The sequence below is a fragment of the Okeania sp. SIO2F5 genome (assembly GCF_010692685.1).
In the GTDB taxonomy this organism is placed as follows: domain Bacteria; phylum Cyanobacteriota; class Cyanobacteriia; order Cyanobacteriales; family Microcoleaceae; genus Okeania; species Okeania hirsuta.
Genome location: NZ_JAAHGU010000038.1, coordinates 16,407 through 36,114, shown reverse-complemented (window position 1 = coordinate 36,114; position 19,708 = coordinate 16,407). Strand labels below are relative to the sequence as shown.

Annotated in this window: 17 protein-coding genes and 1 pseudogene; 10 read left to right on the top strand and 8 right to left on the bottom strand. The window is 37.3% G+C overall.

Annotated elements, in window-relative coordinates; translation table 11 throughout:
• Nucleotides 1–322 precede the first annotated feature (322 nt).
• The 3 genes and pseudogenes from F6K27_RS14745 to F6K27_RS14735 all read right to left on the bottom strand — a co-directional run.
• A pseudogene (locus tag F6K27_RS14745) lies at nucleotides 323–892 on the bottom strand (Uma2 family endonuclease); the annotation flags it as partial.
• A gap of 138 nt (nucleotides 893–1,030) precedes the next feature.
• Nucleotides 1,031–1,324, bottom strand: coding sequence for a hypothetical protein (locus F6K27_RS14740; protein WP_287276891.1), 294 nt, complete (start codon nucleotides 1,322–1,324; stop codon nucleotides 1,031–1,033).
• A 196-nt stretch (nucleotides 1,325–1,520) separates the two neighbouring features.
• Nucleotides 1,521–2,855 (bottom strand): TMEM143 family protein, encoded by a 1,335-nt coding sequence (locus tag F6K27_RS14735; RefSeq protein ID WP_287276890.1) that lies wholly within the window; start codon nucleotides 2,853–2,855, stop codon nucleotides 1,521–1,523.
• Between the two features lie 176 nt (nucleotides 2,856–3,031).
• Here F6K27_RS14735 and F6K27_RS14730 point away from each other — a divergent pair, with 176 nt between their 5' ends.
• The 3 genes from F6K27_RS14730 to F6K27_RS14720 all read left to right on the top strand — a co-directional run bounded on the left by F6K27_RS14730 (nucleotide 3,032) and on the right by F6K27_RS14720 (nucleotide 6,315).
• Complete coding sequence (locus tag F6K27_RS14730; RefSeq protein WP_287276888.1) at nucleotides 3,032–4,432, top strand: DICT sensory domain-containing protein; 1,401 nt, start codon at nucleotides 3,032–3,034, stop codon at nucleotides 4,430–4,432.
• A 258-nt stretch (nucleotides 4,433–4,690) separates the two neighbouring features.
• Nucleotides 4,691–5,311, top strand: a complete 621-nt coding sequence (locus F6K27_RS14725) for a pentapeptide repeat-containing protein (RefSeq protein WP_287276887.1) — start codon at nucleotides 4,691–4,693, stop codon at nucleotides 5,309–5,311.
• Between the two features lie 242 nt (nucleotides 5,312–5,553).
• Entirely contained in the window at nucleotides 5,554–6,315 is a 762-nt protein-coding gene (locus F6K27_RS14720; RefSeq protein WP_287243106.1) for a DUF2993 domain-containing protein, read from the top strand.
• A 223-nt stretch (nucleotides 6,316–6,538) separates the two neighbouring features.
• On the opposite strand, the gene psb35 is transcribed toward F6K27_RS14720, so the two are convergent.
• From psb35 to thrC, 3 genes are all read right to left on the bottom strand, one after another.
• Nucleotides 6,539–6,706, bottom strand: a complete 168-nt coding sequence (gene psb35, locus F6K27_RS14715) for a photosystem II assembly protein Psb35 (RefSeq protein WP_192901174.1) — start codon at nucleotides 6,704–6,706, stop codon at nucleotides 6,539–6,541.
• Between the two features lie 312 nt (nucleotides 6,707–7,018).
• Entirely contained in the window at nucleotides 7,019–7,294 is a 276-nt protein-coding gene (locus F6K27_RS14710) for a MoaD/ThiS family protein (protein WP_124146427.1), read from the bottom strand.
• 262 nt (nucleotides 7,295–7,556) lie between these two features.
• On the bottom strand, nucleotides 7,557–8,870 hold the full coding sequence (gene thrC / locus F6K27_RS14705) for a threonine synthase (protein ID WP_124146426.1): 1,314 nt from the start codon (nucleotides 8,868–8,870) through the stop codon (nucleotides 7,557–7,559).
• 59 nt (nucleotides 8,871–8,929) lie between these two features.
• Between thrC and F6K27_RS14700 the strand changes: the two genes are divergently transcribed.
• On the top strand, nucleotides 8,930–9,079 hold the full coding sequence (locus F6K27_RS14700; RefSeq protein WP_287276885.1) for a hypothetical protein: 150 nt from the start codon (nucleotides 8,930–8,932) through the stop codon (nucleotides 9,077–9,079).
• 576 nt (nucleotides 9,080–9,655) lie between these two features.
• Here the strand turns inward: F6K27_RS14700 and F6K27_RS14695 are convergent.
• Nucleotides 9,656–9,907 (bottom strand): MoaD/ThiS family protein, encoded by a 252-nt coding sequence (locus tag F6K27_RS14695; RefSeq protein ID WP_124146425.1) that lies wholly within the window; start codon nucleotides 9,905–9,907, stop codon nucleotides 9,656–9,658.
• A gap of 797 nt (nucleotides 9,908–10,704) precedes the next feature.
• Between F6K27_RS14695 and F6K27_RS14690 the strand changes: the two genes are divergently transcribed.
• Together F6K27_RS14690 and F6K27_RS14685 are read left to right on the top strand one after the other, a co-directional pair.
• Entirely contained in the window at nucleotides 10,705–12,036 is a 1,332-nt protein-coding gene (locus F6K27_RS14690; protein WP_287276884.1) for a lipopolysaccharide assembly protein LapB, read from the top strand.
• 24 nt (nucleotides 12,037–12,060) lie between these two features.
• Nucleotides 12,061–12,306, top strand: a complete 246-nt coding sequence (locus F6K27_RS14685; RefSeq protein ID WP_287300882.1) for a hypothetical protein — start codon at nucleotides 12,061–12,063, stop codon at nucleotides 12,304–12,306.
• 529 nt (nucleotides 12,307–12,835) lie between these two features.
• Here the strand turns inward: F6K27_RS14685 and recR are convergent.
• Nucleotides 12,836–13,429, bottom strand: coding sequence for a recombination mediator RecR (gene recR, locus F6K27_RS14680; protein ID WP_205127479.1), 594 nt, complete (start codon nucleotides 13,427–13,429; stop codon nucleotides 12,836–12,838).
• 254 nt (nucleotides 13,430–13,683) lie between these two features.
• On the opposite strand from recR, the gene F6K27_RS14675 reads away from it, so the two are divergent.
• From F6K27_RS14675 to F6K27_RS14660, 4 genes are all read left to right on the top strand, one after another.
• Complete coding sequence (locus tag F6K27_RS14675) at nucleotides 13,684–14,202, top strand: hypothetical protein (protein WP_240039112.1); 519 nt, start codon at nucleotides 13,684–13,686, stop codon at nucleotides 14,200–14,202.
• 213 nt (nucleotides 14,203–14,415) lie between these two features.
• Entirely contained in the window at nucleotides 14,416–15,546 is a 1,131-nt protein-coding gene (locus tag F6K27_RS14670; RefSeq protein WP_287276881.1) for a glutathionylspermidine synthase family protein, read from the top strand.
• An 876-nt stretch (nucleotides 15,547–16,422) separates the two neighbouring features.
• Nucleotides 16,423–18,111 (top strand): hypothetical protein, encoded by a 1,689-nt coding sequence (locus tag F6K27_RS14665; RefSeq protein ID WP_287276879.1) that lies wholly within the window; start codon nucleotides 16,423–16,425, stop codon nucleotides 18,109–18,111.
• Between the two features lie 80 nt (nucleotides 18,112–18,191).
• Nucleotides 18,192–19,448, top strand: coding sequence for a hypothetical protein (locus tag F6K27_RS14660; protein WP_287276878.1), 1,257 nt, complete (start codon nucleotides 18,192–18,194; stop codon nucleotides 19,446–19,448).
• Nucleotides 19,449–19,708: the final 260 nt, after the last annotated feature.

Genomic DNA, 19,708 nt, shown 5'->3' with positions numbered 1-19,708 from the left:
GTAATGCTATATCGGGAACAATTTGTAATATTATTTTCAGGACTTACGAATGAGGAGCGAAATCCGGTTATAAAACCTAGTTTTTCCAAATCTGTCTAATCCTTCTGCTTTCTGCCTTACCTTGAAAATAAATCTCCCTTCTAAACCGGATTTAGTATCATATAAAAACAAGGAGAAAAACTCATTATAATCACGGATAAAATATAAGAAACTCCAGTTTTTATGAAGAATCAGTAAAGATTTAAAGTGTGGGGTTGCGGATTTGAATGGCAGTGGGAGCATCTTGCTCCCATATTAGGCATTCCTTGTTCGTATTTTTGAGCTATTCAGAAAATAGTTTTCGCAACTCATCCATTGAGGAAATCTGGGGAATTTGAGAAGCGATCGCCTCCAACAATTTCAGATTCTCTATTTGGGAAATATCAGATAATATCCCCACATATTCATCACCAAACTTGAGTTTCAATCCCATTTCAATTGCCAATAATAACGCCTGTTTAATTTGAACATCTTTTTGAGATATTTCAGCATCTTTTTGGGATATCTGAGTATCCTTTTGAGATATCTCAAGATTTTTTTCTGCTGCTATTTCATCTCCTGTTTTAATCACATTCCCCAACTCATCACACCAACGCAACCAAGCACCATTCAGATTTTCAAATACACCATTCCAAAGAGTTAATCCTAAATTGACATCAGCAAACCAAGCATCATTTTTAGGAATATAAGAACTACCATGAAGTTGAAATACTTGCACAAAAGTTTTACTTAGTTTTTGCAATGGATCGTAGACAATATAATAAGAAATTCGTAATTGTGCATAGTCTGTCAATTTACGTCCTAATTCATTGCCTGGAGTGGGATAAACAATTTCAATTACTATATCCGGAGATTTGCCAAATTCCCAGAATAAATAAGAACGAACATTACCGAAAAATCAAGGTATAAAGCCTCTCCATTCATGGAGAAAAAGAAAAAAATTCCTTTTAACCCAATCCTCTTCTTTTCAAGGAGAGGTAATTCTAAATTCTTAATTCTTAATTCTAAATTCTTGAAGTTTCCACCATTGTTCGCCACCAGGAATATTCAAACTTAAAAACACATCAGGTACAATTCCTGAATCTCCGACATAAGAAAATAAACCCACATTAGCAGCAACGATAAAAGGAGCATTTATAGGTATTTCTGCACCGCTATAAAATACAGTTGTAAGTAGACGTTGTTGTTTTTCGTTAATAAAACTATCCAAAGGAGTATCATCCTCCAGAATCATATTAGTAGTGTCTGGGTATTCATGGGGCAGAAGAGTCAATTTTTCTGACATAGTTCCTCCAGATTGATTTGGTAATTATTTCATATATTAAATTTCAGTGGTATTCAGCAGTATATCAAATCAATTTGTGGGAAATGCGGGACTCTGTAGGAAATATACAACAAAGCCGCTGAGTAATGCTATCTATAATTTTTATTCACTATTTCTCTCCAATTATCAATTCCCGACTCCTCAATTTCTTGGTCTCTTAAGCATAACTAAACGCATTATCCCAAATATAATCTATTAATTGTTTAGCATCGTCTAAAGGTAATACTTGACAATAACCATTTTCATCATAGGTTAATAATGGTATATCTGAAATCTCATTCTCATCTTCACCATCCCTGACAATTTTGCCCTGAATTTTTGTGAGATTATTTAAAGGTCCATTAATATCAAAATCAATTTTTGTATCAAAATTTTCCTCCATCCAGGCTTCAATCTTGTTATCCAATTGTTCTGGAGTTAGATATGTATTGCTTGTCAATAAGTGATAGTAAACTAAAATAATTTCCTTACATTCTTCTTCCTCTGCATCATCAATTAAAGTTTGAAATACACCTCCATTATTAGCAATATTATTGAAAAATAAAGTGTCTGTTACCTGTTTTTGAAACTTAATCTGTTTAGTTTTGTATTGAGTATACTGCTTGAAACAAAATCCTCCTAAAGTTACTAATAGAGATAATGAAGCTAATAAAATTCCAGTCATATTCCTCACATCCTCCGGATTAGCTCTCAAATTCAATTTTTCTACATAAGACGGACCGAAAGCTAGAAAAACAATTACACCGATAATTAGTAAAAGTTGCGGTAAAATTTTCAGGGCAATAGGTACTGCTGCACCAATAGCAGGTACTACTAACATTAGACGGTCTTTCAAAGTCATACTAACTTTTACATTAGGAAATAGAAATTCTATATCATTTTTAGGAATATTTTTATAGAGAGAAATATATATTTTTTTAGAACTCAGATGAGATTCTTCCTGAGAATATTCTGAACCATCAGTCTCTTCTGTATTTTGGCACTTAATTAATAAAGCAACCCTTTCAAAAATATCAATTTTCTTTTCAATTTTTCGGAAAAATTTCTTAACTTTTATTGTCTTATATATATCTCCTCGACAGTAACATATCATCTCTTCAAAGTCATCAAAATTGATATCTGTTTTCAGTTCAATTAGGGAAGTTTCCTGAAAAGCACGTTCTAAACTAGCGTGAGATATAGGAAAAAAATTTCCTTGCTCTAGAATTTTCTCAAAACTCTGAACAACTTTAGTTTTCATCATTGCTAGTTCTGATTCAGAGAGATAAGCAATATATTTAGTATTAGCATCTGGATTAAATGGAGCATAATTTTCCTTTAATATCTCCAGTGTTTTATGTAATTTAAAATGATAATAAGCCAGGAGAATAGAACAAAAATCTCTAAACTTTTGTAAAGATCCTTCTGGTAATTTACCATCTTGAATACAAAGTTCTATGATATCTTTTCTAGAATAAGGAATAAATGCTTCCCTGTCTTGATAAACTGCCATGGTTATATACCTCGATTATATGAGGATATATTTTACCACTTTTTTCGCCCCATAAAGACGCGATAATACTTGACAAAATCATCATAGTATGTATAAATAAAAGAAGCTATCGCTTTAATAATAAAGGTAGCTAAAAAATAAAATACAAATATATAAAATCATCATCATTTAATAAAATGAATCCAGAAGCAACTTTAAATCAACTTAAAGAAGCTAGTCCGGAAGGAAAACTTCCCTCTAGTTATGGAGTTTATTTCAAAAATACATTGGTAGCTTTATGCCATGCTTTAGAAGACCACATATTACAAACTAGCCCTAAAAATTTTGAAGAAAAACCATTAGTTTTGGTTACATTTCAACAAGGAAAATGGTATTTACAAGAAGCAGATCGTTATCAAGAAATAGCACAATCTAGCCGTCACATTATTATTAGCGCAGTACCAGATAGTGGATTACCTAAACATCCTACAAGTCAGCTAGAAAATGTCTCTTTAGTTAATTTAGAAACGACGGATAGTTTAGTTAATGAATGGAATCTAATTATCTTAGCTCCAGGTTACAGAGCGATGGTACTTTGCCATGAACTATCAGAAGATGAATATGTACTCAATGGTAAACCCACTGTAGATGTAGAAAGAAAATTTTACGGTTTATGGAGTTTCGACCGGAGTTTAGTAGTTAAAGCCGCAGAAATTCTCATAGAAAGATGTCGCCCCTACGATCCTGCCTTAGCAGACAGCATTCAAAAACAACATCAAGAAATTCTAACTATCAAAGATGCACCACCTACAGATATGACTAATGTGGTATCTCGAATAGTTTCTTATCTGGAAACTTCCCAACAGCAGATGATTGCGATGAATCGTCAAACTAGGGAATTATGGGAATTGGAAGGTCAAGCGTTACGAGTTAGTCGCAACCTAAATGCTAATAAATTACAGGCATTTTTACGAATGGCGCAGAAAGCAGATGAACGCGATCCTAGTAACCCTATTGCTTCTTTGCAAGTTGCAGCTTTATCTGAAACTCTTGGTCAAATGTTAGATTTACCTACTTTGCAGTTGCGACGTTTGCGGTTAGCAGGATTATTGTTTCGAGTGGGGTTAGCATCAGCACCAAAGGAAGTATTTACTCAAACACCAGATGAATTAGATGATGCAACTTTAACTTTTTGGCAGGAAAGGAGCATACTTGCTGCTCAGTTATTAACAGCAATGCCAGAGTTAGCACCTGTAACTAAAATTGTGGCTCATCATTTAGAATATTGGGATGGTAGTGGTAAACCAGACGGTCTTAGAGAAGAGGAAATACCCATAGAATCTCGAATTCTGGGGTTAATTTCTTACTTCCAAGAGCTAATACAAGCACGAGGTAAAAGAATAGCTCTTAGTTTCGGAGAAGCTTTAGAAAAATGTATCAATCACAGTGGTAGATATTTTGACCCTATTCTTGTAGAATCTCTCAGCAACGTGGTTCGTTTAACAGAAATGGGTCTGATGCAATTACCTCAAAGACCAAGTCAACTTCCCAACGTTTGGTTAGAGGAAGCAGTTACATCAAAGACATCAGTCAATTAATATCTTTAAAAATACCTCGATCTTTTCTTTACTTTGGATGTAGGAGCTTTTCTATTTCTTGAGTGGGGGAGTAGGGGAGTGATGGAGTAGGGGAGTGGGGGAGAAGTAAACATCAGAATAATTAATACGCTAGTGGCGTGCTCATTATCAAAAATATCATTGCGCCTGTGTTAATTACTTAATAATTGAAGTTTCACCTCACAAAAGCATTCTTTTTTCACCCTAACACCTAAGACCTAACACCTAAGACCAATTTTTATGTATATGAATCAATCAACATCCCTAGATATTTCGGCCATTCGAGTTGGCAAAATCAAACTTTTAGCGAGTGCTAATCTCCCTGGTGCAGATTTAGCAGGAACCCAACTTTCAGAAGCAGACTTCTACCAAGCTAACTTGGTTGGAGTTAATTTTGCTGGAGCTAATCTACTGAAAGCAACTCTAAGAGCTAACCTGCGTGGAGCTGACTTCACTGGTGCTGATTTGAGAGGGGCAGACTTTCGTAATGCTGACCTACGGGGTGCTATTTTTATGGATGCCCAAGTTAGAGGAGCTAGCTTTGCAGGTGCTTTCTTAAATGGAGCTGTACTGAATAATTTGGACTTGAGTGGGGCTGATTTTCGTGGTGCTGACCTACGAGGTGTGAATTTTACTAGAACTATTTTATTTCAAGCAGAATTTAGTAGTGCTAATCTAGCTGGTGCAGATTTATCCCAAGCAGATTTAGAAGAAGCTAATTTTACTGGGGCCATACTCCGGGGCACAAATTTACAACGGGCTAATTTGCTCTGCGCTATTGTCGATCAAGCTGACTCCAATGGGGCTATATTCACCGATGCTTGTCTACAAGGTACACCCCTTGATTCAGTCTATTCCTAAAAGTTTTATTTGCCTAGTGGATTGACACATCTAAAATTTTGCAATAGTAGGGGCGGGTTCGGCGTTAAATTAATTGCTCAACATTAAATTGAGATGAACCCGACCCATCCCCCTATGTCAGTCCAGTAGGCTATGTCTTCAGTAGATGCAAAGTAATGCTTATTAAGTACATAAGTACAAGTAAACTTTACAATTCTTTATCAAACTGCTAGGATATGAATGAAGGCAAACATTGAAAAATTATGGTGACTGCGTTGTTGACCAATGTACCAATGCAAAATCAAAGTGGCGATCGCCTAGTGAGCAAGGCAGCAGGAGCGGCAATAGCAGCTCTGTTTAAAAGCTCTGATAAAGTCGAAGCCAATGTCCGTGCCGAGCCAGTGGCCAAACTTTTACAGGGTAGTCTGGATGGGTTTGATTTCATTGGCAAAGGAATGCGGATGTACAATGGCCTTCGGATTGAAGTTATGGAGCTTTACCTGCAAGCTGTATCAATAGACTTTAGTGCAATTTTTACTGGTAAAGTCAAATTAAGGCAGCCGATTCAGGCCACTCTGAGGACTGTATTAACTGAGTCTGACTTGACTACCTCTTTCAATACACCATTTGTGATAGAGAAACTGCAAAGGCTCAAATATCAGGGACAATCCCTACATTTCCAAAATACTCAAATGACCATCACTGAAGATCGAGCCCTCAGACTTAAAACTCAAATCGGGGTAGGAAATCCAAATCAACCTATAGATGTTGATTTCACTGCTAACATTGAAGTGGAAAATAGACGTAAAATCAAATTTGTTAATGTTAAATATAATGGCGATCGAGAGTCAGTAGATTTAGGTAAATCTCTCATAGACCATGTAAATAATTTACTAGATTTAGATAAATTTGCTTTAGAAAATACTCAACTAAGAGTAGACCGACTAAGGGTAGGAAGAGATGACATCACGTTCTATGGTATAGCTAAGATTGAACAGTTTCCTAGTGGGATGAAGAATAAATAGTTGTTAATCTTTAAAATCCATTTAATGCAAGATCAAAATTGATGGAGTGAGATTGATAATCAAGCAGGAATTGACTAAAAGTATACAACTTCCTTGACAATTCTGGATTATTTCTCAAACAATATCACAAATGAGATAATACTCAGGTCAGATAAAAGCTACTCTAAAACATAATCTCTACCTAGTTAGAGTAGCTTCTAATGTTCAGTAAACTGTTATGCTTTTAGCTATCTTTATCATCATTAACTTTAGGAACATAGTCTGGACGTTGTGCATCTTCCCAACCAGGTGGACGCTTAGAATTATACCAAGCAATTGAACCTATAGTAATAGCAGCAACAAAGCCTACTACAACTACTGCAATTGGAATCCATATATTACCCTGGACCATATTAAATCTCCAAATTATTTCTATAATTTAGAAATATTATCTCACGGCCTGGATTGAGTTTAAATAAAATCAATCATTATTGCTAGGCGGGGTCATTTCAGTCATAAGTTAACAGTTATCAGTACCTTTAGCTGAATCAAGAGGCTTGAAATACGGAATATTCTTTTTTTTATCCTCTTAAAAGAGGAAGATTCAGACCAAAATTTATCGGTCAAAGCAAGAAACAATCTAGAATCTGAATTTGATAGATTTTTTTGCGGTTGTAATCGCGGAGCTTAGTGTAAGCCGTATTACTAGTTTCATCACACCTATTTAACCACCAGCAACAGCAGGAACAATACTAACTTCATCTCCATCTTGTAGAGATGTTTTTGTTCCCTCTAAAAATCGGATATCTTCGCTGTTGACGTAGAAGTTTAAAAATCTTCGGGGTTCTCCTTGGTCATCACAGAGACTTTTTTTAATGCCAGGAAAGTTTGCTTCTAGAGAATCTATTAGTTCGGAAATATTGCCACCGCCACATTCAATTTTTGCTTTACTCTTGGTGAACTTTTGTAAGGGAGTAGGAATTAAAACTGTAACTGCCATAGTTGAGTAATGTTATTGATATAACTAAAACGTCTTTGCAAATTTTTATTCTAATGGTGGGCTAAGAAAAACTGTCAATTTTTAAGAAAAAAATTATTTTTCCTAACCCACTATTACTGCCTGGAAGATACACCAGATTTAACCTTGCTGAGGTATATTTATCCCGGGCAAGATGTCCGCACTGGGAACACTTAACTGCTAGTATCTTTACTTCATATACCATCGAATCTGCTGTATGTAGGAATTTTTGAGGTGAAGTGAGTTAAACCAAAACTTGCTCCCAATCAAGACGCTCTAATGTTTGAGCGCGTTCCCAAGCTCGCTCGAAACTGTCTAATTTTGCATCTATTGTTAGAGGTTCGCCGATATAACCTTGTACTGCTTCTTGTGTCTTTAAGCCGTTACCTGTAATGTAGGCAACAGTAGTTTCTTCTGGATCGATTTTGCCTGCTTCTGCTAATTTTTTCAACACTGCAATAGTTGTACCACCTGCTGTTTCAGTGAAGATGCCTTCTGTTTCTGCCAATAACTTCATACCTTCAATAACTTCAGCATCCGTGACAGATTCGATATTACCGTTTGTTTTGCGAGCTACTTCTAATGCGTAGATACCATCTGCGGGATTACCGATCGCGATTGATTTGGCAATAGTATTAGGTTTAACTGGGGTGATAAAATCACGACCTTCTTTGAATGCTTGAGCTACTGGGGAACAACCTTCAGCTTGCGCTCCACTAAAACGAACTGCTTTATCTTCTACTAAACCTACCTTAACAAACTCTTGGAATCCTTTATAAATTTTTGTGTAGAGGGAACCGGAGGCTATGGGAGCAACTATATGGTCTGGTAGTTGCCATCCTAGTTGTTCGGCAACTTCAAAGCCTAGAGTTTTTGAACCTTCGGAGTAGTAGGGACGGAGGTTAATATTTACAAATCCCCAACCGTAGGTATTGGCAACTTCGCAACAGAGGCGGTTTACTTGGTCGTAGTTACCTTTAACTGCCATAACTGTTGGGTTGTAAATTAGGGTGCCGAGAATTTTGCCTGCTTCTAGGTCGGCGGGGATAAATACACAACACTCTAATCCTGCTTTGGCTGCGATCGCTGCGGTGGAGTTTGCTAGGTTGCCTGTACTTGCGCAGGATACTGTGGAGAAACCTAATTCTCTGGCCCGACTTAAGGCCACTGATACTACCCTATCTTTGAAACTGAGGGTAGGCATATTTACAGCGTCATTTTTGATGTAGAGATTTTTTAGACCCAGGCGACGGGCTAAACGTTCTGATTTTAGTAGGGGGGTCATACCTGTTCCTACGTCTATTACATTATCTGTTTTTACTGGTAGGAATTGACGATAACGCCATATAGAGTTAGGACCTGCTTCGATTGTTGCCCGACTGACTGTTTGACTGAGCTTTTCATAGTCATACTTTACTTCTAGAGGGCCAAAGCATACGTCTTCGCATATATGTTTGGCTTCTAGTGGGTATTCTTCACCACATTCTTTGCACTTGAGTGTTTCTATTGCTGTATTTTGACTGTGGATTTGACTATCGGTATTTGTAGCCTGGGTCATGGTCTTTACTCCCTACTTCTAACTAAGAACTATTCTTCTGCACTTTTTGAAATACTAGCATGGGTAAAAATCACCGTCAACCATACCCGACAAAAATAGTCTGGATTAATTTTATCCTATTTTTTCCATTATTAATTGCAACAGATAGATTTTCTGTTTTGGTAAGTAATTTTACTAATTTAGTAGTTAATTTTAATGTAGCGATTTGAGCGGTAGTATAAATGGCTTAGTTGTTTAGAATTAAGCTTAAAGTTAGTGACTTGCTTAACGAAGTCAGAAGTCAGATAGGGGAGTCGCCCCATTGGCGACGTACAGAAGTTATTTTTTTAAGGGGGATTTGAGCAAGGATCCAAAAATATTTCACCTTAAAAGGCGGGGTTTTAGACCCGATTATTTTGATAACTATTTTGTTCAAATTGATTAATATTTTGGTTGTCAATTTTACTGATTTTCAGGATAAATTTATTTTTTTTGTGTCACATTTTTTCTATTTAACTTAGTATTAAATGTGAATCATGTTATTGGATTTATTTTAATAAATGTAGCATTTTATAGTGAAAAAGTTTCTAGAGGTAAGTGGTTTAATACCATATACCAAAGAAATTATATTTTCTAAAAAAAATATCTAAATTCTAAAATTGTAAAGAAGAAGGCTTCTATAGAAGTCGGGAATTTCAACTCAAGCTTTTAGGGTCTTGAAAGCTGAGTGCTGTTTGCAAAGCATTCCGGTATGGAAAATGCTGATAGCTGTTTGCGGAGCATTCCGGTACGGAAAATGCTGATAGCTAGTTAAGGCCACCACTAACTGGAGGAATGAGGACTACTTCATCGCCGTCTTGAAGGACGGTTTCGGGTGGAGCAAAGTTGAAGTTAATACCAAATTTGGTTACTTTTCGCCACTGCTCTAGTTCGGGGTGTTGAGTGACGATCTGTTCTAAAAGTTGGGAGGCGGTAGTTCCTGGGGAAAGGGTGAGTTGGAGTTCGGAGACTCCATAGGCTTCTTGGTAGGCTGCGAATAGTTTGAGGGTGATGGTCATTTCAGTTATCAGTTATCAGTTATCAGTTATCAGTACTTCCTGCAATAGAGAGGCTTGAAACCTAATTTTTTGGTCATATTATGGGAAGAGGCGATTAACGAAGTCAGAAGTCATAAGTCAGAAGTCAGAAGTGAAGTTATTTTTGTAACGGGGATTTGAGCAAGGCTCCAAAAATATTGCGCCTTCAAAGGCGGGGTTTTAAACCCATATTTTTTTGATAAACTTCTATTTTCATTGATTTTTTTGCGTTGAATAAAAAATCATGCGCAGGGGCGAACAGCCCCTTATACATTTTATAATCTTCAAAATATCAGAGTTTTTGTTTGAATGCAACAATTTCCCTGGCATTTTTTTCGAGAGCTTTTAAAGGGGAATCAGCTTCTTTATTTTTTGCGTTGAATAAAAAGTCATGCGCAGGGGCGAACAGACGCTTATACATTTTATAATCTTCAGAATATCAGAATTTTTGTTTGAATGCAACAATTTTCCTGGCAATTTTTTCGAGAGCTTCTGAGGATGAGAATGATTGATAATTTATTATTTTAAATAGGGGCGTTGTTGAATGTATGATTTCACAGGAGTTAGGAGTAAACACTGCGGGTGACGGTGGAGTATAAAACCCAAAAGAAAAAGATAATATTTTAATTAGACAGGACTTACGCAAAATACGAAATTACACACAATCTGTAGGGGCGGAACGGAACAGAAACAGGCAAGATGCCTATTCCACATTTAATAATTATGTTCAGCCTCACATAAGACCTAAAATTATTATCAAAGTTAACCATCTAATTAAAATGCTCAAAATTCAAAACTTAGTTCTCACTAGCAGTTGTTTTTACCTCTACTTTTCAAGCTATTGTTTAGCAAAAACTCCTGAATTTTCCGAATATACCGTCAGAAAAAATGCTGTAAATATTATCTCTCAACGTCAAACAGATGCAGAACAAGAATTAGAATCTCCCAATAAATTTTCCCCTAACCCTTTAGAAAGCACTGAACCAGACCCACTTTTGCCAGAACCCCCTACGACAGGAACTGTTACCGGGGACAAACGAGAAGAACTTTCTCAAGAACTCGACAAACTTAACGCTGAAGCAGCAGCATTATTTGCGGGGGGAGAAACAACTCAAGCTTTTGATACCTGGAATAGAGAACTTCGTTTGCGACGTTATCTTGGTCAAGCAGAAGAGTTAGCAGCTTTGGAACGGGTGGCAGAAATAGCATGGAATAATGGTCAAAAATTACAAGTGCAGTGGATAACAAAACGACTGGAAACCCTACAACCAGATATTCAAGAGCAAGAACCTGTGAATATAGAATTGTTGCAAGCATTAGGTTCTGCATTTAATACTGTAAGAGCAAAAGATCCAGCAGTTCAAGTTTATCAACAAGTTATTGCTGAAGCTAGGGAGCAAGAGGATGTTGCTACTCTGAAACTAGCTTTGACAGCTATTGGGGAAATATATTTGAATTGGCTAGATTATGATAATGCAGCGATCGCCTATGAAGAATTATTGGAGGTTCAGCAGCAGAGTAACTCAGCAACATCTACTAATGAAGAAACAACAGATCCTGCTTTAACTACTAATTTTGAAAAAGTAGATACTATCGAAAAATTAGCTTTCATTTATAATCAAGCGGGAAAACCTCTACAAGCAATTACAGCTAAAGAAAGATTGGTCAATTTTTACGAAGGTCAAGAAACTATCACAGAAATTCCGGATATAAAAATATCTATTGCTGGAGATTATGAGGAACTCGGTAAACTTAGTCTTGCCAGTCAATACTATCAGGAAGCTTATGATATTGCTCAATCAATTCAACAGTTTATAAGTGCTAGTGATGCTTTAGAAAAATTGGCAGCACTCTATCTTTCTCAGGATGAAAAAGAGGCAGCAATTGAAATATATAAAGTGCAATTATTGATGGATCAACAGTTTGTTAATGTTTATGGGATGATGGAAACTTATGACCGTATGGGTCAAGTTTATGCACAGTTAAAGGCTTTTCCTTTAGCAATTTCATCTTTTCAAAGAGGGTTAGAATTATCTAGACAATTGGGGGGATATCGAGAAAGTTATTTTCTACAAAAGCTTGATAAATTAAATAAAAATAAAAATCTGTGATTTAACTAAAAATGGAACGATACCGTGAAATTGTTGGTAAGAGTTAAGTTTATCAACCAATACAATTCTAGAAAATCATACTTTCAGCTAATAAAAATTTCGGTAGTTCTGCGTAGTAATGGTAGATATAAACAAGCAATGTTTGGCACGGGATCAAGATGCTCCCACTGCGGTCTCGTAACAACAATAATTACAATGGACGACTATTACAATGCACCACCACCAAAATTTCGGGGTTGCACATTATGGAATGATATTACCAAAAAATAGTTTAGACTTTGACTAAAAAAAACCTAATATTAATTATTATAGCAATTGATTAATCCAAAATCTTGTTCATCAAAAATCTCAAATCATATCAAATCCGGTAACATCGGTGTAATTAGATAGTTAATCTAGGAGGACCGAGTCAGGAGGACCGAGTCAGGAGGGAAGAGAATGCGCGAAACATTTGCTCTTGGATGAAGATGAAAATTTTTTTTATACCGAACCCGAGCGGATTTGATATCATTCGTCACTGTGCAATGCCAAAATTTCGGCGTTGCTTAAATGTAATGATAATTAGATATCTACTCCACCCATAGGGAGTAGACAGTAGGCAGCTTTGCTGTAGGGGTAAAGAATTGATAACTTCTTTGGGATATAGATATTGATTTTTGATTCTTGGAGATGTCTATTAGCTGAAGTTAAAATTGAAAAACTGATGTTTTGCGCCCAAAGTTAATCTCAAAATCATTACCACTCAGCAACGCCAAAATTTCTACATAATTCACTGAAACTTTTTCTATCAACTTCCCCGCTACTCTAATTCCCGACGCCCCTCCAACGCACGCGCCAAAGTTACCTGGTCAGCATATTCTAAATCTCCTCCCATAGGCAAACCAAAAGCAATGCGGGTCACTTTTGTAAAAGGTCTCAACAACTGACCGACATATAAAGTAGTAGTCTCTCCTTCCACACTCGGACTAATAGCAATAATCACTTCCTGAATATTTCCCTGACTAACTCGCCGCACCAAAGCTTGAATACTCAACTGTTCCGGACCAATACCATCCATCGGCGAAATGACCCCCCCCAGGACATGATATTCACCCTTATATTCCCGTGTTTTCTCCAAAGCAATAAGGTCGCGGGAGTCAGAGACTACACAAATAATTTCCTTGTCTCGCTGAGGGTTACGACAAATTTCACAAATAGGTTCAGCAGATAAATGGAAACATTTCTCACATAGACCTACTTTTTTCCTCGCATCAACCAATGCTTGAGCTAAAGCTTGAATTTCTGCTTCCGGGCGCTTAATAATATGTAGTGCCAGACGTTGTGCCGTTTTAGGGCCAACTCCAGGCAACATTTGTAATTGTTCAATTAATCTGGCTAAAGGTCGGGTATAAATTTTGGACTTCCTCCGATTCAGTTATCAGCTATCAGTTATCAGTTATCAGTACCAAACACTGTTTGCGCAGCATGACCTAGGAAACCATCCAACTTGATATACTGAAGTTTATTCTTTTCATTCCTTTAAAAAAATAGGCTTGAGACCTTATTTTTTAGTCACAACCTACTATTTGATTGTAGCGATAAATAGTTTTACTCTCAGAAAAAATCAATATTATAAATTCTTACTTTCTAACTTCTGGCTCCTGAATTTTGACTTCTGACTTCATTAAGGCGATCGCTCATGTAAACCAAATGTTACAAATTGAGGGCTTTTCCAGATTGAGCAGCTATCGTGGAAAAAGTAGTAATCATCTTAAGTCCATGAGTGAGACAAGAAAAATTAAGAGAACTATTATTATTTCCTTAGTACTAATCTCTTCAATTACCTTAAAAGCTTGCACATCTCGTAGAGACAACCGCGAAGTTTATAGAAATCTTGAAGACTGTCGTAGAGAATGGGGAGGAGCAGACAGATGTGAACCAGTCACAGACGGAAGTTATTCATCTGGACACTATTATGGTCCTCATTACTACAGGTCTGGTGGTAGTATCTACTATTACCAGAATAGTAATAGTCGTTATCAACCTGTTCCCAGTAATGCAGGTATTCTTAAAAGTCCTTCGGGAAGGTCTACAACTTCTGTTGGTACGGTCAATAGAGGTGGTTTTGGTAGTAGAGGTGGTAGAGGCGGTAGTAGTTTTGGCGGTAGAGGCGGTGGCAAAGGTTGATATAGCGCAAGTTTAAAGTTTAAAGTCAAAAGTTTAAAGTCAAAAGTTTAAAGTCAAAAATTTAAAGTCATCCCTGACTGAGTTTGAGTATTTATACAAAATTCAAAAGTTTAAAGTCATCCCTGACTGACTTCTGACTTAGTTAAAAATGTCTGCGCCCTATTTGTGTAGTGCTATAAAATCAAAAATTAAAATTCAAAAATAAGGCAGAAAATGAAACGGATAAATATTGAACCTCGTGCCAACTGGCAGCAGAAATGCGAAGCGGTTGGCTTTCACTTTTATAATATGTACGGAGAACCATATTGGGATGAGACTGCTTGTTATCGTTTCACCACTTCAGAAATAAATGAACTGGAAGCAGCAACTCAAACTCTACAAGAATTATATATTGAAGCGGCAGAGCGCATTATCCAAGAAAACCGTTTTTCTCAATTATCTGTTCCGGAACAGTTTGCGGAATTATGTCGCCAGTCTTGGGAACGGGATGACCCCAGTCTTTATGGTCGTTTTGACTTTGCTTATGATGGCATCAACCCACCGAAGTTATTGGAATACAATGCTGATACGCCAACTGCTCTTCTAGAAACTGCGGTAGTGCAGTGGACTTGGTTGGAGGAAATGTTTCCCGAAGCAGATCAATTTAATTCTGTGCATGAAAAGTTATTGGCAGCTTTTGTGGAAATGAATGGTTTGGCAGGGGAGACTTTATATTTTAGTTGTGAAAGAGAGACATTGGAGGATTTGGGAACTGTTGAATATTTGCGAGATTTGGCAATTCAAGCAGGATTAAATACTCAACATATATATATAGATGATATTGGTTGGAGTGAAGAATTAGAAGTTTTTTGCGACCTGGATAATCAAATTATTCGTCACTTATTCAAGTTGTATCCTTGGGAATGGATGATGCGGGAAAAGTTCGGGAAATATCTATTATTAGAACCGATGAATTTAATCGAACCTGCTTGGAAATTAATTTGGAGTAATAAAGCTATTCTGCCAATTCTTTGGGAATTTTTTCCAGACCATCCTAATTTATTGCCTGCCTATTTTGACTCTGTCAAATTATCTCATCCCTATCTAAGTAAACCAGTTTTTTCTAGAGAAGGTGGAAATATTACTGTTTATTTTGGAGATAGAGAATATCAAACAGAAGGAATATATGAAGATGAACCTTTAATTTATCAATCCTATTATCAATTGCCGAATTTTGATGGTTATTATCCTGTGATTGGTGCTTGGGTTATTGGTGGAGAAGCTGCTGGTATTTGTGTTAGGGAAGATAGGGAAATTGTGACTCAAGATTTGAGTAGATTTGTGCCTCATTATTTTAGTATCTAGGTATGAATTATAAATATTCACCCCGAATAATTAATAATTCAATAATTCAGGTTAAAAGCCTCTCCTTTCAAGGGCAAAAAAAGAATTTTTTTCCCTTTAGCGTCAATCCTATCCCTATAAAGGGATAGGTAATTATTAATTTTTATATCATGTCCGGATAATCAGTGATTAAAAAACTTTCTCCCTTCTAAGCTTTTCTTTCCTTCAGCATAAGTGCCTTCTACCCTCTGCCTTACCTCCTCCAAAGTGTAAGCATTCAACCGGACATGATATTAATTTTTAATTGCTAAAACTACGTCAATAAAAAGTATTTAGAAATATAAATTATAAGTATAGCAAGGTTTTTTATAATTGGTATAATATCATGTCCGCTGGTATAGTTTGTGTAAAAGTTAGCGTGAATATTTACAGGAAATTTAAGTTTTTTCTAGCTTTTAAACCTTTTTCCTTGCCTTGTAATATAGGTGCTACCGAACTTGATATAACTCCCTAATTTCAAAATTATACGTTAATTCAGCAACGCCCTAAAACTTGCCCAGAATCTTAAGGGAATTTTTTCTTTATCAAACCCCTAATAAAAGCTCCAGGTTAGGATTTTCTGCCCAAGCTATTATTAACTGACTGAAAAAATGGCAATCTAAAAGCGGTGTTATTAATAAAACTGCTATAATATACTAATAAATATAATTAGTCTGAAACTCTTGTCAGCTATCTATGCATTTAAATTGGTTTTTAATACAAGGCATAATCATTTTGGGGTTGTGCATCTGGCTGAAACCAATAAGATTAAACAGAGCTTGGCTTGCAAACCAATTATCGAATTACTTTGACAATGCTTTGCTTGTCGTAATATCTCTAGTACTTATATTAAGCCTGATGCCTGCATGGTCGGTATTAGCAGAGGATACTTCAAACATCCCAGAGAATGTCCCAAATATCTGGAAATGTATTGGTTGTTCTGCGGGGAAAGTTGGGACAAGGATGTCCCTGGATGAACAGGAAGCAAATCTCAATGATTTGTGGGGTAAAGAGATTCTACGTCAGGGCAAATTTCCTCAAGAAGTTAAGGATTCCCAAGAGGCAATAGCTGAGGCCGATGCTAGCCTAACACAGAAGATTTACCTAGTGGCTGAAGGGGGTCAAATTCCCCTCTCCATTGCCCCACGAAATGCCGATCGCAATCAACGATTGGCCATTACTTGGAAAGGCGATGGTATTCTGTCAACATTGCTCAGTGCAAGTCCTGGTTCAACAACGGGTTTCTTACAAGTCATTGCTTGGGACTCTAAAAAGAAAAAGTTCAACTATTATGAACTTAATAGGGATAATAACTGGAGTTGGGCAGGGGATTCGAGTCATGCTCGTCAACCACAGTTTATGGGAAAAGGGTGTTTTGACTGTCACCACAATGGTTCAGTCATTATGAAAGAACTCAAACGACCTTGGAATAACTGGACAAGTCAATTAGCAACCATTGATTTATCGGTTTTGCCAGAGATTATTGCACAAGATCCCAACTTGGCAAACTTGATTGGTGCTGAAGTCTTAGAACAAGATATTAGGGGTGGAGTCTCTCAGTATTATAATGCTTGGCTCGACAGCCATGTCAGTGAGGATATCAAAACAGTGACTGGAGTTCCCGAACTCTTACGACATCTCACGACGACTACATCAGTCAATTTTGAATCAAACTTGGCGAATATCGGAGCTTTGGGTAAAGTGGTGACACCTCCGAAAAACTTTTTTATCTATGATGATGTTCTGAGTAAAGTAGCAGGAGATGTATTCGGTGACGCTGGTTATCAATTCCCCAGTACGATTGGCTTTGACTCCAATAAATTTAAGCAAACTATTGATAGTAAAGAATTTGCCTTACGTCAGTGTCGCAGAATTCCCAACACTAATAAGTGTGAACCAGATACTGTGGAGTATGAACAAAAAGGAACAACTTTTCATCCTTTTTTCATTCCCGTACCTTCCAATGAGGACACCTTTGTCATCCAACAGTTGATGAACTTTCAGGTTATACGAGATAACCAGCGCAAGAACATAAAATTTATCACTGACAAGTTTGCTGCCGCAGTTTTGATGGTGGATTTCCAGAATCCTATATTCTCACCAGTGCGTAGTAGCTTACAAACCTATGCCAAAAAGCTAGATCAGGCAACTATTGACAATCAGGGAGCCAGTAATATTCCTGCTTTGTTTGTCGCCGAGATCGAAGCAGCAGTTAAAAATCAACCTCCTTGTTCAGTCGAGAATTTGGATAGCTGTACTGCAGAACAGCAGTTTCTGAATACTTGGAATTTACCTGATGCAACCTGGAAAGATCAGGTTAACCAACGGATTCAATCTTATCTCAATGCAGTAGCTGACCAGATCGCCAATGGCAATGGAGTTTCGGATTATGTAGACCTTAGCATCTCGCGCAGACAAGAATTTGCTTCTATAAAGCCGATTAAGAATCTTTTTGAGTTTAGTCTGTTACTTCCTCAAAGCGATCTGCCAGTAAATTCTCCCCTGTTACGGATGCAAAGCGACGGTCAAGTCGGAGTGGTCAATTAATTTATGACCAAAAGCTTATGATTTGTTTAATTAGTTCCCACCTGTTCAACCTAAACAATTAAATTAGAAGAGGTACAACTATGGCAACTCTCAAACGATTTAACACACCAGCAGGTCTTAAAGACTTAGGCGATCAACCAGATAAACAAGCTCAGTTAGATGCGCTCTGGAATCAGTCTCTCAACGAATTTACAGAACAATCAATTCAGGGAGGAGGTGCCCCTCTAGATAATGATCGGACTTTCTACTTTAATCCTTTGAGCACCAATCTTACAGGAGTCGTTACTCCACCTCCTGTAGCTTGGACAGCCTTTCCCAACCGGATTTTACTAACCTTTCCTAACGTATCCCGAGCAGAACAATTACGATATGCTGATGAAAGTCCTCCAAATGTTGGTGGTCGACCTTATGGTCCTGAAGGACCAAGAGGATGGCAAGACGAATACTGTGAGTGGAGTGTAACCCGACGCCCCAGCGACAACAAAATTACCAAAGTCACCTTCACCTGTGAGAATCGTGAATATTGGTTTGCTTTATGGATGATTGACCCCAATCGCGTCCTTGAACTTTATAGAGAGTTAGTCAGTCCCGATGTACAACTTTCCGATATCCAAGGTGATATTGATCCTAACACTAAACTTCCTAGTTATAATTACCTCAATAAGTGGAATAATAATACAACAACTGGACCTGTTCATTTGATTAGTAGACCGAATAGTTTAAGTGCTGAAATTTATCTTGCCGCCGCCGCCACAATTGTCAGAGACTGTAACGGGGAGGTGGTCACTAACCAGTCTCAATTAATCCAATGTAGTCTTTATGGTACTCCAGGGCGTAATAGTGATCCCTTCATAGGCGGTACGGTTAACAGTATTGTCCGGCCAGGTGGCGTTAAGGTAACCCTCAAAGACCCCGTTGGTTTGTATATTCAAGAACCCGCTTTCGATCAGACATGGCAATTACCTTCACAAGCTCCCATTGATGCTCACCCCTCAGATTACTGGAAAATTGTCCGAGGTTATCGTCGTACTGATCCTAATGAACCCGATTTTATTCTTCATGCAGTTTATGAAGTCCCAGAGGAACAAGGTTTCTGTGTTGGTGATATCACAATTGATGGAGTTCCAATTATATTTGGGTCTCAAATTACCCAAAAATTCCAGATTGCCTTAGCTGCGATCGGCATTCCCACAACTGAACCAAATCAAACACCTCGTCCTTGCATTGATTCAAGTGCTTGTCCTTCAGAAAGTGCTGAAGTCGTTAGTGCTGCCGTAGATCCAGCCCATCTTAGTAGTATGAAGTCCCTAATGTCATCGACTATGAAGAGACTCTAATTTGATTTATGGGGGTCGGACAAATTTTTGTTAGGCTCCCCTTGAGTTTATTGACAATGGAAAGTTGTCAGATTATAAACTTACAGCAGTTTTCAGGTCAATGAACGCTATTAAAAAAATGATAACCCGCTCTGGGACGTTGCATGGAAAGTCCCTACTTTGTGGTCTACTAATTATGAAAGGCCTTGTAATATCAAATCCGGTTAAACAGTCATAGAATGGTTAAGTTAGGAGTCCTCAGGAGTCAGGAGACAGGAGTC

Excerpts from the sequence above, each read along its gene's own strand:
- F6K27_RS14740 (WP_287276891.1), bottom strand. The coding sequence starts at position 1,324 with ATGTCAGAAAAATTGACTCTTCTGCCCCATGAATACCCAGACACTACT.
- F6K27_RS14735 (WP_287276890.1), bottom strand. The coding sequence starts at position 2,855 with ATGGCAGTTTATCAAGACAGGGAAGCATTTATTCCTTATTCTAGAAAA.
- F6K27_RS14730 (WP_287276888.1), top strand. The coding sequence starts at position 3,032 with ATGAATCCAGAAGCAACTTTAAATCAACTTAAAGAAGCTAGTCCGGAA.
- F6K27_RS14725 (WP_287276887.1), top strand. The coding sequence starts at position 4,691 with ATGTATATGAATCAATCAACATCCCTAGATATTTCGGCCATTCGAGTT.
- F6K27_RS14720 (WP_287243106.1), top strand. The coding sequence starts at position 5,554 with ATGGTGACTGCGTTGTTGACCAATGTACCAATGCAAAATCAAAGTGGC.
- psb35 (WP_192901174.1), bottom strand. The coding sequence starts at position 6,706 with ATGGTCCAGGGTAATATATGGATTCCAATTGCAGTAGTTGTAGTAGGC.
- F6K27_RS14710 (WP_124146427.1), bottom strand. The coding sequence starts at position 7,294 with ATGGCAGTTACAGTTTTAATTCCTACTCCCTTACAAAAGTTCACCAAG.
- thrC (WP_124146426.1), bottom strand. The coding sequence starts at position 8,870 with ATGACCCAGGCTACAAATACCGATAGTCAAATCCACAGTCAAAATACA.
- F6K27_RS14700 (WP_287276885.1), top strand. The coding sequence starts at position 8,930 with ATGGGTAAAAATCACCGTCAACCATACCCGACAAAAATAGTCTGGATT.
- F6K27_RS14695 (WP_124146425.1), bottom strand. The coding sequence starts at position 9,907 with ATGACCATCACCCTCAAACTATTCGCAGCCTACCAAGAAGCCTATGGA.
- F6K27_RS14690 (WP_287276884.1), top strand. The coding sequence starts at position 10,705 with ATGCTCAAAATTCAAAACTTAGTTCTCACTAGCAGTTGTTTTTACCTC.
- F6K27_RS14670 (WP_287276881.1), top strand. The coding sequence starts at position 14,416 with ATGAAACGGATAAATATTGAACCTCGTGCCAACTGGCAGCAGAAATGC.
- F6K27_RS14665 (WP_287276879.1), top strand. The coding sequence starts at position 16,423 with ATGCCTGCATGGTCGGTATTAGCAGAGGATACTTCAAACATCCCAGAG.
- F6K27_RS14660 (WP_287276878.1), top strand. The coding sequence starts at position 18,192 with ATGGCAACTCTCAAACGATTTAACACACCAGCAGGTCTTAAAGACTTA.